An 11,471-nucleotide genomic window follows, 5' to 3' on the forward strand; every position below is an offset into this window, starting at 1 on the left:
CCGCTGCCGCGCGTCGCAAGCGAGACAGCCCGCGTCGTCACGCGCGCGACATGTCGACTGACTAGCCTGCACACCTTCCCATTTCCTGCAGACGAAGTTCCCATGATCCTCGCCCCTTCCCTGCGCTTCGCGCCGCTTGTCGTTGCCGCCCTGCTGGTCGCCTGCGGCGGCAGCGACGACGACGTTGCCGCGGCGCCTGCGCAGATCGCCTCGCTCAAGCTCGTCGGCAGCACGTCGATTCCCACCGGCACCCTGTTCGAGGGCGTCGAGTTCGGGGGCATTTCGGGGCTGGACCGTGCGGCCGACGGCAGCTTCTGGGCCATTGCCGATGATCGCGGCGGCGAGCGTGGCACGCCCCGCTTCTACAACCTGGCCATCGATCACGACACGGCCGGCACGGTCACGGTCAAGGTGCAGCAGCAGCGCAACATGCTGCGCGAGGACGGCACGCCCTTCCCCGCCACCGCCCGCACCGTCGATCCGGAGTCGATCCGGGTCGCGCCGAACGGCAACCTGTACTGGTCGTCCGAGGGCAACTGGGCCGCCGCCGAGGCGAACCGCTACCAGCCCTTCGTGCGCGAGATGAAGGCGGACGGCAGCTTCGTGCGCCAGTTCGCCATGCCTGCCATGTACCAGTACGTGGACAACGCCAGCGCCGGCGCACGCAGCAACAAGCTGTTCGAGGCCCTGGCCGTGGCGCCGGGCGGCACCGTCTTCGCGGCCAACGAAGATGCCCTCATCCAGGACGGACCGCTCACCTCCCTGCAGGCCGGCAGCGTCGTGCGGGTGACCGCCTTCGACCCGGCCTCCGGCCAGCCCAAGGGCCAGTACGCCTACGCCTTGCCTCCGATTCCGGTCGACGCCGCGCCGGGTGCGCCCTTCGGCCCGGACAACGGCTTGTCCGAGATGATGGCCGTCGGCGAGCGCCAGTTCATTGCCGTGGAACGGGCCTTCGCTTCCGGCGTGGGCAACACCATCCGCCTGGTGCTGACGAGCATCGAGGCCGGCACGACGGACGTCTCGAAGGTCGACCGGCTCGTCGGCGCAACCTTCACGCCGATGACCCGCCGGCTGCTGCTGGAGATGCCCATCACCTACCAGGGCGTCAAGCTGGACAACATCGAAGGCCTCGCCTGGGGCAAGACCCTGCCCAACGGCAACCGCACCCTCGTGCTCGTGGCCGACAACAACTTCACCGCCGAGACGCAGTCCACCCAGTTCATCGTGCTGGAAGTCGTGATGCAGTGAGCGAGCCGTGGCGTCGAAGCCCGACGCCACGCGCACGACACCGTCACCGGCCGGCGGCCGCCTCCTCGATCAAGGCGACAACGGTTTCCGGCCGGGACGTCATGACGACGTGCGAGGCGCCGTCGACCACCACCGTCTTGCGCGATGCGGCGCGCTCGGCCATGTACCCGAGCGCGCGGGCCGGAATGTTCTTGTCGGCCGTGCCGTAGACGAAGTACGAAGGAAGCTGCTTCCAGGCGACGACCTTCGTGGGGTCCTTCAGTGCGGCCTCGGCGATCGGGCGCTGACCCGCGGCCATCAGCCGAGCTTGCGACTCACTGACATCCGCCGCGAACTGCTGCCAGAACTTGTCCTGCTGGATGGAGAGTTCCACGCCTCCTTCGGGCAATGCGGCCGGGGCGTCGAGCGCTTCGCCGAGCGTGCCGCCCGGGAACTTGCCCGCCAGGTCGAGCGCCGACTCCCCGGCCTCCGGCGCGAACGCGGCCACGTAGACCAGCGCCTTCACCTGCGCGCGGCCGACCGCGGCGTTCGTGATCACCACCCCGCCGTAGGAATGGCCCACGAGCACCACCGGACCTTTCACACGGTCGATGACCGAGCCCACGTAGGCGGCGTCGCTGGCCACGGTGCGAAGCGGGTTCGCAGCCGCCACGACCGGGTAGCCCTTGCCCTGCAACTGAGCGATCACGCCGTTCCAGCTGGCCGCGTCGGCAAAGGCGCCGTGCACCAGGATCACGGTGGGCTTCGGCGCGGCGGCACCGGCCGGCGAGGTGGCCACGACGGCAGCGGAAGCGAGGGTGGCGAGCGGCAGGGCGAGGCGGCGGAGGGTGTTGCGGTTCATGACGAGCTCCCGATTCAAAAGAGGTGGATTGGAGGGTTGGCTTGACCGGCGCTTTCGCTTCCAGAGAAAGGTCTACAGCGCCGACAAAACGAAGTTTCCGCCGGACTGCCGTACGATACGCACCCATTCGTACTGACAACTTAACCAATCGTTCAGCATGCCCGACCGACTCGCCGCGCTCCTGAAGCACTTCAACGTGGCCGCCCGCACCTTCCAGACGGGTCCCCTCTGCGGCGTCAACACCCTCGACGCCTCGCCGGGCCTCGGGCAACTCCACCTCATCCGCGCGGGTGAAGTGACGGTGCACCATCAACTGACCACGCTGCACATCGACCGGCCGAGCCTGCTGATGTACCCGCGTCCGCTCACGCACCGCTTCGTGACCGACGCGCAGCGCGGCGCCGACTTCCTCTGTGCCCAGGTTGCCTTCGAAGGTGGCGAAGCGCACCCCATCGCGAGCGCCTTGCCGGAGGTGGTGTGCCTGGCCCTCGACGAGTTGCCCAGCTGCGCCACCCTGTTGTCGCTGCTTTTTGCGGAGGCGGAGGCGCAGCACTGCGGGCGGCAGGCGGCGCTCGACCGCCTGTTCGAGCTCGTGCTGATCCAGGTGCTGCGCGAACTGATGGCCCAGGGCCACGTCAAGTCCGGAATGATGGCGGGCCTCTCGGACGAGCGGCTGCGCCGCGCCATCGTCGCCATCCACGACGAGCCGGATCAGCCCTGGTCCTTGGAAAGCCTCGCTGCCCGGGCCGGCATGTCCCGGACGGTGTTTGCCACCACTTTCCGCGAGACGGTGGGCTGCACGCCGGGCACCTACCTGCAACGCTGGCGCATCGGCCTCGCCCAGAAACTGCTGCGCAACGGTCGCGCCCTCAAGCTGGCGGCCGTGGAGGTCGGCTACGGCAGCGAGGCTGCGCTGTCGCGTGCCTTCACGGCGCAGATGGGCATGTCGCCGCGGGCTTGGCGCCAGGCACAGCAGGCCGTAGATTGACGAGGCGCCGCTGCATCAGCAAGGGGCCGTTGGTCAGGGCCGACAGGAGGATGCGCCATGCCTCGACATCAAACGCTCAGCTTCGGGTTCGACGACGCACGCATGGCGGTGGCGCTTGCGGGCGATCGGACGAAGCCTGCACTCTTGCTGCTGCACGGCTTTCCGAGTTCGTCGGCCACCTTCCACCGGGTCATTGCGCCGCTGGCGCGAGATTGCTTCGTCATTGCACTGGACCTGCCCGGATTCGGTTCGTCCGAGCCGCTGACGGTACCCTCGTTCGCCCGCTATGCCGACGGCATCGAACGCCTGCTCGCCGCGCTCGGCGTCCATGCCTTCTTCCTGTACCTGCATGACTTCGGCGCGGCGGTCGGGTGCCACCTGCTCACCCGAGCACCGGCACGAATTCGCGGGCTCATCATCCAGAACGCCAATGCTCACGAGAGCGGCCTGGGGCCGGCCTGGGCGGCCACGCGCGCGTATTGGGCAGATCCGTCACCTGAGCGGGAGGCTGCGGCCACAGCGCACCTCACGGCCGAGGGCACGCGGGCGCAGTACGTGGATGGCGTGCCGGAGGACATCACCGGTCGCATCAGCCCGCGCCGGTGGGAGGACGACTGGCGCGTGATGTCGATGCCCGGGCGCCTCGCGACGCAGCGCGCGCTGGTGCTGGACTACCTAAACCATGTCGCCCGATTCACGCAGATCGCCGAATGCCTCCAGCGGTCACAGCCACCGGCCCTGATGCTGTGGGGTCGCCACGATCCCTTCTTCGCGCTCGAAGAGACGCTGTCGTGGCTCGCCGACCTGCCCCGCATGGAGGCCCATGTGCTGGACGGCCCGCATTTCCTGCTCGAGACGCACGCGCCGGTCTGCGTCCGCCTGATGCGCGACTTCATCCGGAACCGGGACGAGGAGCGAACCTGAGTGTCCCTGCCTTGGCGGCGCCTCAGGTGCATGCCCGACCGCACAGGATTGTCTGCACGACCGATCAGTCCCGCTCGGCCGCGTCAACCCGACGCTGCACCGAAGCGGCGTAGGCCTCGGCATCAGCGGCTTGCACCGCCGAGGGGTTGAGTTCCGCCCCGGCGGCGGCCGCTCCCATGGTTCCGGCCACGGCACCCAGCGTGCCACCGACCAGCACACCGATGGGGCCGCCCACAGCAGCACCGATGGATGCGCCGACAGCTGCGCCCCCCACAAAGCCGCCGCCCGCAAGAACGGACTTGCCCTCGCGCTCGGCCTCCTCCGGCGAGATTGCCTGTTGCGCCGCGGGATCGGGGTCCTGGGACGGCACGCCGTGGCCGGCGAGGGCTTGTTCGGCGAGGTCCTCGTCGTGCACGGCGGGGTCCGGGCTGGAGCGGTGGTCGTTCATGGCAATCTCCTGGCAGCGCCGCCGGGATCGACACGATCGGCAGGGCGAATCCTTTTTTACACCCCCGGGCCGCCGCAAGCCGTCCTCCCGCAGCCCGCAGCCCTGTAGGACAACACGGGCGAGGTGCGAGCCGAAGGCCCGGCCACGGCGCGGCTCCGGCCGTCAAGCGACAATCCCGTCCGCGCTCACCCATGGGCTCATCCCACGGTGCTCGTCGTACCCGCCCCTCCGGAGATCCCTCTTGGCCCCACCCCCGCCTGACGCGCCGACCGACGCACCGAACCTCGAGCCGGAGGCGCCACGGGATAGGCCGGAGGAGCCCGAGCCGTCGGACGAGAGCATCTCGCGGCTGCAGCTCATCGTCGACTCGGTACCGGGCCTGATGTCCTATCTGGACCGCGACGGACGCTACCTGCTCGTCAACCGGGCCTACCGCGCCTGGTTTGGCGAAGCCACGCCATTCGTCGGTCGCACCGTGGCCGAGGTCGTGGGTGAGGCCACGTGGCAGACGGCCCGGCCGTACTTCGTCCGCGCCCTCGGAGGCGAGTCCGTCAGCCATGAAAACGTCGTTCGGCTGCATGACGGTCGCACGCGCTACGCCCTCGCGGCCTACATCCCCCACCGCGCTCGCAGCGGCCAGGTGATCGGTGTGGTCGTCCAGGTCAGCGACGTCACCGATCAGAAGCGGGCAGACGAGGATCAGCGCTTCCTCTGGAGCCTGTTCGACCAGACGCAAGGCCTGTCCGACGCGGCCGAACTGGTGGGCGCCACCGCACGTCTGCTCGTGCAGTACCTCGGCGTCGACCGATCGGCCTACGCCGAAGTGGACAACGAATCGGTCTTCAACATCATCGGGGACCATGCGGTCCGCGTGCCGAGCATCGTGGGGCGCTGGCCGGTGCGCGGCTTCGGCGTTGCATGCGAGCGGCACATGCTTGCCAACCAGGCCTACGTGGTCACCGATGCGAGCACCGATCCACGGCTGTCGGTGCAGGATCAGCCCGCCTATGCGGCCACCTCCATCGCTGCCGTCATCTGCGTGCCGCTGCACAAGGAGGGGCGGCTCACGGCGGCCATGGCGGTGCACAGCGCCACGCCACGGGAGTGGACCACCGAGGAAGTCGACCTGGTTCGCCTGGTGGTCGCACGCTGCTGGGAGGCCCTGGAACGCGCCCGCGCCACCCACCGACTGCTGGAAAGCGAGGCGCAGTATCGGACCCTGTTCGAATCGCTCGACGAGGGCTTTCTCCTGGCCGACGTCATCCGGGACGACACCGGTCGCGCGGTGGACCTGCGGTACCTGGGTGCGAACGCGGCAGCCATCCGCATGACGGGCTCGGACTACACCGGCCGCCGGCTGCTGGAGATCGACCCCTCGTTCGAACCCCATTGGCTCGACATCTGGGGCCGCGTGGCCAGCACGGGCCAAGGGGAGCGACATCGCCAGCACGCCGCACCGCTCGGCAAATGGTTCAGCTTCTATGTCTTCCCGGCCGGGCAGCGGCCCGACCGCGTCGCGGTCCTGTTCCAGGACATCACGGGCGACAAGGCCCGAGAAGATGCCCTGCGCGCCAGCGACTGGCGGCACGCCTTCATCGTCGCCCTCAGTGACGCCCTGCGCCCGCTGGCGGACACCGAATCGATCGAGCGCCAGACCGCCGCATTGCTGGCGGCCCATCTGGGCGTCCCGCGCTGCTTCTACGTCCACTTCGACGAGGCGAACGACGCCGCACGGATCCTGAGCGACTTCGCCGCCGCGCCCACCGCCAGCATCGCCGGGTCCTACCGCATCGGCGACTGGCCGCTCAACGCGCACCTGCGCCTCGGGCAACCCATCGTGACGGCCGACGTGACCACCGACCACCGACTCCAGCCCGACGATTCGGCTCGCTTCGCGGCGCTTCAGATCCGGTCGCTCGTGTGCATGCCGCTGGTGAAGAGCCAGCGCCTCGTCGCGGCCCTCGCAGTGGCCGACCACGACACGCGCGAGTGGGCGCCGCACGAGGTCGCCCTGTTGCAGGAGACAGCCGATCGGACCTGGGCGGCACTCGAGCGGGCCCGTGCCGAGACCGCGCTGCGCGAAGCCGATCGGCGCAAGGACGAGTTCCTCGCCACCCTCGCCCACGAGCTGCGCAATCCACTCGCCCCCTTGCGCAACGGCTTGCAGATCGCGCGCCTGGCATCCCGCGGTGAGCCGCTGCAGCTCCGCACCATGGACATGATGGACCGGCAGCTGAGCCACCTCGTTCGCCTGGTGGACGACCTGCTGGATGTCGCCCGCATCAACGCCGGCAAGATCGACCTTCGCGCCGAACCGGTGATGCTGCAGTCGGTGCTCGCCGCCAGCCTGGAGCTGACGCGTGTGCTGCTCGAAGGCCAGCAGCAGACGGTGGTGCTGGACATTGCGGCCGCTGGCCTCTACGTCATCGGCGATGCCGACCGACTCGTGCAGGTCCTGAGCAACCTGCTGTCCAACGCCGCCAAGTACTCCGATGGTCCCGGCCAGGTGCGGGTGAGCCTGCGCCGAGACGGCGACACGGCACTCATCCAGGTGCAGGACGCCGGCATCGGCATTCCGGCGGCCGAACTCGGCCGCGTCTTCGACCTCTTCTCCCAGGTGAGAGCCCACCAGACGCGCGCGGGGGGCGGCCTCGGCATCGGCCTGTCCCTGGTGAAGAGCCTGGTGGCCCAGCATGGCGGCAGCGTCTCGGTGGCGAGCCCGGGCGCCGGATTCGGCAGCACCTTCACCGTCAGGCTTCCTCTGGCGCCGGCCGAGAGCACGCCACACGACGTGGGCTCGCCCGAAGGAGCTGCGACCCGACAGGCCGACCGACCGGGCAACGTGCTGGTGGTCGACGACAACGTCGATGCGGCGGAATCGCTGGCGGCGCTGCTGGAGATGACGGGCCACCGCGTGAGGGTGGCCCACGACGGACCGCAGGCGCTTTCCATGGCGGCGCAGGACTGGCCGGAGACCGTGTTCATGGACCTCGGCATGCCGGGCATGGACGGTGTCGAGACCGCCACCCGTCTGCGCGCGCAAGCGGTCGGGCGCCCCGTGCTCCTCGTCGCCATGACGGGCTGGGGTCAACCGTCGGATCAGGCCCGCACGGCGGCCGCCGGTTTCGACCACCACCTGGTCAAGCCCGCAGAACTGGAGGTCATCGAGCGCTTGCTCGCCGACGTGCGAGCGGGCCCACCGGTGCGCCGAACCGCGCCCGGCGGCTGAGGGACGCCTGGGCGAGCGCCGGAGCGCCGGCGCGGTTGACCCGCAGACCGCTGCCAACGGGGCAGCGGCGACGACGGCGGTTTCAGCCTCGTTTGGCGATCAAGGCCCGGCCGACCCGCGAACCGTTCGTGCGCCCCAGGGTCGTCGAGATCCACTGGCCGCAGTCCACCAGCCGGTCCAGGTCGACGCCGGTGTCCACCCCCATGCCGTGCAACAGGTAGACCACGTCTTCGGTGGCGACGTTGCCCGTGGCGCCCTTGGCGTACGGGCAGCCGCCGAGGCCTGCCACCGCGCTGTCGAAGACGCGCAGTCCGGCCTCGCAGGACGCATGGACGTTGGCGATGGCCATGCCGTAGGTGTCATGGAAATGCCCTGCCAGCCGCTCGACCGGCACGACGGCGGACACGGCCTCGAGCATGCGCAGCACGGCCGCCGGTGTCGCGGTTCCGAGGGTGTCGGCGACCGAGATCTCGTAGCAGCCCAGGGCATGGAGGCGCCCGGCCACGCGGGCGGCCCGGGCCGGCGGGGTCGGCCCGTCGTACGGGCACTCGGTGGTGCAGGAGACGTAGCCGCGCACCCGCACGCCCGAGCGCGCCGCCGCTTCGACCACCGGCATGAAGCGGTCGATCGATTCGTCGATCGAGCAGTTGATGTTCTTCCGAGAGAAGCCTTCCGAGGCCGAGGCGAACACCGCCACCTCCGTCGCGCCCGCAGCCACGGCGGCCTCGAAGCCCTTGAGGTTGGGCGTCAGCACCGGGTAGTTCACCCCCGCACGACGCTGAAGGCCCCGCATCACCTCCAGCTGGTCGGCCATCTGCGGCACCCACCGGGGCGACACGAACGAGGTGACCTCGATGTCGCGCAGACCCGCCGCGCCGAGGCGGTCGATCAGCTCCAGCTTGACCGCCGTCGGCACGTTGCGCGGCTCGTTCTGCAGGCCGTCGCGCGGGCCTACTTCGACGAGACGAACCGCAGCCATCACGCGCCCCCTTCGAAGTCCACCAGCTCGGCGCCGTCCGACACCTGGTCGCCCGGCGCGAAGTGGAAGCCCTTCACCACGCCTTTGCGCGGCGCGCTGATGGTGTGCTCCATCTTCATCGCTTCGAGCACGAGCAGCGGGTCGCCCTTTTCCACCGTAGCGCCCGGCGCCACCGACAGGGCGATCACCTTGCCCGGCATCGGTGCGCGCATGCCGCCGTCGTGGTCGTCGCCGGCGCCGCCCACATGCAGCGTGTCCACCAGCACCAGCGGCCAGGAGCGCCCTGCGAAGAAAACGTGCCGCCGCTCCCCGCTCGCCACCACCGCGGCGCGCAAGCGGCGTTCGCCGAGTTGGGCCAGCAGTTCGCTGTCCAGCCCCAAGGTGCCGCGTGCCAGCACCTGCACCGGCCCGACCGACAGCCGATGGGCTCCGGCCTCGAACTGGATGTCCACCGTTTGCGCCTGCTCTCCGAGGCGCAGGACCAGCTGTCGTCCGGAGCGGCCGTTCAGCCGCCAGCCATCGACTGCCCGCCAGGGTGAGTCAGGATCCGGAGACTGCGCCGCCTGCTGTTCGGCCCGACGCGCCTCGCGCAGCAACTCGCCCAGGGTGGCCAGCAGCCAGACGTCGGTCGGCACCTCGCCCGGCGGGGGAAACAGGCGATCGTGTTCTCGCTCGATGAGGCCGGTATCGAGCCGGGCGTTGGCGAACGAGGGCACGGCCACCAGCCGCGCCAGGAAGTCGACGTTGCTCGACACGCCGACCACCCGGTACTGCGCGAGCGCCTGGCGCATGCGCGCGAGCGCCTGGTGGCGGTCCGTGCCCCAGACGATCAGCTTGGCGATCATCGGGTCGTAGTAGGGCGTGATCTCGTCGCCCTGCTCCACGCCGGTGTCCACCCGAACGTGGTCCGATTCGGTGGGCGGCGACAGGTGCACCAGGCGACCCGTCGACGGCAGGAAACCCCGGTCCGGGTCTTCGGCGTAGATGCGCGCCTCCATCGCATGGCCGTTGATGTCGAGCTGCTCCTGCCGCAGGGGCAGCGGCTCACCGCTGGCCACGCGCAGCTGCCATTCGACGAGGTCCAGGCCGGTGATCATCTCCGTGACCGGGTGCTCCACCTGCAGCCGCGTGTTCATCTCCATGAAGTAGAAGCCGCCCTCCTGGGTGGCGATGAACTCGACCGTCCCGGCCCCCACGTAGCCGACCGCCCGGGCGGCCTCGACCGCGGCGCGGCCCATGGAGGCGCGGCGCTCGGGCGTCATGCCAGGGGCCGGCGCCTCCTCGATCACCTTCTGGTGCCGCCGCTGCACCGAGCAGTCGCGCTCGAACAGGTACACGCAGTTCCCGTGCGTGTCGCCGAAGACCTGGATCTCGATGTGGCGCGGCTCGAGGATGTACTTCTCGAGCAGCACGTCGTCGTCACCGAAGGCGTTGCGCGCCTCCCGCTTGCAGGACTCGAGCGCGGCCCGGAAGTCGGCCGGCGCGTCCACCCGCCGCATGCCCTTGCCCCCACCACCGGCACTCGCCTTGATCAGCACCGGATAGCCGATGACGTCGGCCTGCCCGGCGAGGAAATCGGCGTCCTGGTTGGCACCGTGATAACCCGGGGTGAGCGGCACGCCGGCCTCCTCCATCAGCGCCTTGGCGGCCGACTTGAGGCCCATTGCGCGGATGGCCGAGGCGGGCGGGCCGATGAACACGAGGCCGGCCCGGGCGCAGGCTTCGGCGAAGGCCTCGTTCTCCGAAAGGAAGCCGTAGCCCGGGTGGATGGCCTGCGCCCCGGTGGCGCGCGCGGCCTCGATGATGCGCTCGCCGACCAGGTACGACTGCCGCGCCGCGGCGGGCCCGATGAGCACGGCCTCGTCGGCCATGCGCACGTGGCGGGCGTTGGCATCGGCCTCGGAATGGACGGCCACCGTGGCGATGCCCAGGCTGCGCGCGGTCTTGATGACGCGACAGGCGATCTCACCGCGGTTGGCGATCAGGATCTTCTTGAACATGCAGTGTCTCCTTCAGGCCTTGGCCGGCGTCCAGGTGGGCGGGCGCTTGTCGAGGAAGGCGCCCAGGCCCTCCTTCGCTTCGGGGGTGGCGCGAAGCAGGGCGATGCGACGGGCCGTGTCCTCGAGCACGGCATCGTCGACCGGCCGATGCGCCACGGCGCGGATGAGGTCGGTGGCGGCGGCCTGCGCCGCCGGGCCACCGGCGAGCAGCGCATCGACCACCTCCTGGACCTTGGCGTCGAGCGCCTCGGGCTCGACCACTTCGTGGGCGAGGCCGAGCGTGAGGGCACGCGCACCACTGATGCGCTCGGCGGTCTGGAAGTAGCGATGCGCCTGGCGCTCGCCGATCGCCCGCACGACATAGGGACCGATCGCGGACGGAATGATGCCCAGGCGCACCTCGGTGGTGGCGAACACCGCCTGCGTCGAGGCGATGCAGATGTCGCAGGCGGCCGCGAGCCCCATGCCGCCGCCCAGGGCCGCGCCATGCACGCGGGCCAGCGTCGGCGTGGCGCAGGTGGCGACCGTGCGGAACAAGGTGGCCAGCTTGCGCGCATCGGCCAGGTTGGCTTCCGCTGGCGCCTCGCCTTGGCGCCGCATCCAGTTGAGGTCGGCGCCTGCGGAGAAGCTGCGGCCGTCCCCGGCCAGCACGATCACCCGCACGGCCGGGTCGCGGTCGAGCGTGGTGAACGCCTCGGTGAGCGCGGCGATCAGCGCCTCGTCGAAGGCGTTGTGCACCTGCGGCCGGGCCATCCACACCCAGGCGGCTTGCGCACGGTGCTCGATTCTCAGGGTCGCGTCGTTCATGGGCGGC

General features: G+C 70.2%; 9 protein-coding genes. 4 read left to right on the plus strand and 5 right to left on the minus strand.

Features of this window, described 5'->3' with window-relative positions; translation table 11 throughout:
- Positions 1–102 precede the first annotated feature (102 nt).
- Entirely contained in the window at positions 103–1,248 is a 1,146-nt protein-coding gene (locus ACSQ2F_RS17620) for an esterase-like activity of phytase family protein (RefSeq protein WP_436025176.1), read from the plus strand.
- Between the two features lie 43 nt (positions 1,249–1,291).
- On the opposite strand, the gene ACSQ2F_RS17625 is transcribed toward ACSQ2F_RS17620, so the two are convergent.
- Complete coding sequence (locus ACSQ2F_RS17625) at positions 1,292–2,089, minus strand: alpha/beta fold hydrolase (protein ID WP_436025177.1); 798 nt, start codon at positions 2,087–2,089, stop codon at positions 1,292–1,294.
- 157 nt (positions 2,090–2,246) lie between these two features.
- On the opposite strand from ACSQ2F_RS17625, the gene ACSQ2F_RS17630 reads away from it, so the two are divergent.
- Positions 2,247–3,077, plus strand: a complete 831-nt coding sequence (locus ACSQ2F_RS17630) for a cupin domain-containing protein (RefSeq protein WP_436025179.1) — start codon at positions 2,247–2,249, stop codon at positions 3,075–3,077.
- Between the two features lie 57 nt (positions 3,078–3,134).
- On the plus strand, positions 3,135–4,001 hold the full coding sequence (locus ACSQ2F_RS17635; protein ID WP_436025181.1) for an alpha/beta fold hydrolase: 867 nt from the start codon (positions 3,135–3,137) through the stop codon (positions 3,999–4,001).
- Positions 4,002–4,065: 64 nt separating this feature from the next.
- Here ACSQ2F_RS17635 and ACSQ2F_RS17640 read toward each other — a convergent pair whose 3' ends face one another.
- Positions 4,066–4,449, minus strand: coding sequence for a hypothetical protein (locus ACSQ2F_RS17640; RefSeq protein ID WP_436025183.1), 384 nt, complete (start codon positions 4,447–4,449; stop codon positions 4,066–4,068).
- A 241-nt stretch (positions 4,450–4,690) separates the two neighbouring features.
- Here ACSQ2F_RS17640 and ACSQ2F_RS17645 point away from each other — a divergent pair, with 241 nt between their 5' ends.
- Positions 4,691–7,678, plus strand: a complete 2,988-nt coding sequence (locus ACSQ2F_RS17645; RefSeq protein ID WP_436025185.1) for an ATP-binding protein — start codon at positions 4,691–4,693, stop codon at positions 7,676–7,678.
- A gap of 82 nt (positions 7,679–7,760) precedes the next feature.
- Here the strand turns inward: ACSQ2F_RS17645 and ACSQ2F_RS17650 are convergent, their stop codons facing one another.
- The 3 genes from ACSQ2F_RS17650 to ACSQ2F_RS17660 are packed head-to-tail and all read right to left on the minus strand — an operon-like array spanning position 7,761 to position 11,464.
- Complete coding sequence (locus ACSQ2F_RS17650; RefSeq protein WP_436025187.1) at positions 7,761–8,657, minus strand: hydroxymethylglutaryl-CoA lyase; 897 nt, start codon at positions 8,655–8,657, stop codon at positions 7,761–7,763.
- Positions 8,657–10,657 carry an acetyl/propionyl/methylcrotonyl-CoA carboxylase subunit alpha gene (locus tag ACSQ2F_RS17655; protein WP_436025189.1) on the minus strand — a complete coding sequence of 667 codons (2,001 nt, stop codon included), beginning with the start codon at positions 10,655–10,657 and terminating at the stop codon, positions 8,657–8,659. The genes ACSQ2F_RS17650 and ACSQ2F_RS17655 overlap by 1 nt, the downstream gene beginning before the upstream one ends.
- A 12-nt stretch (positions 10,658–10,669) precedes the next feature.
- The gene (locus ACSQ2F_RS17660) at positions 10,670–11,464 is read right to left on the minus strand and encodes an enoyl-CoA hydratase/isomerase family protein (protein ID WP_436025191.1); all 795 of its coding nucleotides are present in this window, start codon (positions 11,462–11,464) and stop codon (positions 10,670–10,672) included.
- Between the last annotated feature and the right edge of the window lie 7 nt (positions 11,465–11,471).

The sequence above is a fragment of the Rhizobacter sp. LjRoot28 genome (assembly GCF_964253025.1).
In the GTDB taxonomy this organism is placed as follows: Bacteria; Pseudomonadota; Gammaproteobacteria; order Burkholderiales; family Burkholderiaceae_C; genus Rhizobacter.

Bases quoted from the DNA above. Each gene is read 5' to 3' on its own strand.
- ACSQ2F_RS17625 (WP_436025177.1), bottom strand. From the start codon at position 2,089: ATGAACCGCAACACCCTCCGCCGCCTCGCCCTGCCGCTCGCCACCCTC.
- ACSQ2F_RS17630 (WP_436025179.1), top strand. From the start codon at position 2,247: ATGCCCGACCGACTCGCCGCGCTCCTGAAGCACTTCAACGTGGCCGCC.
- ACSQ2F_RS17635 (WP_436025181.1), top strand. From the start codon at position 3,135: ATGCCTCGACATCAAACGCTCAGCTTCGGGTTCGACGACGCACGCATG.
- ACSQ2F_RS17620 (WP_436025176.1), top strand. From the start codon at position 103: ATGATCCTCGCCCCTTCCCTGCGCTTCGCGCCGCTTGTCGTTGCCGCC.
- ACSQ2F_RS17655 (WP_436025189.1), bottom strand. From the start codon at position 10,657: ATGTTCAAGAAGATCCTGATCGCCAACCGCGGTGAGATCGCCTGTCGC.
- ACSQ2F_RS17650 (WP_436025187.1), bottom strand. From the start codon at position 8,657: ATGGCTGCGGTTCGTCTCGTCGAAGTAGGCCCGCGCGACGGCCTGCAG.
- ACSQ2F_RS17660 (WP_436025191.1), bottom strand. From the start codon at position 11,464: ATGAACGACGCGACCCTGAGAATCGAGCACCGTGCGCAAGCCGCCTGG.
- ACSQ2F_RS17640 (WP_436025183.1), bottom strand. From the start codon at position 4,449: ATGAACGACCACCGCTCCAGCCCGGACCCCGCCGTGCACGACGAGGAC.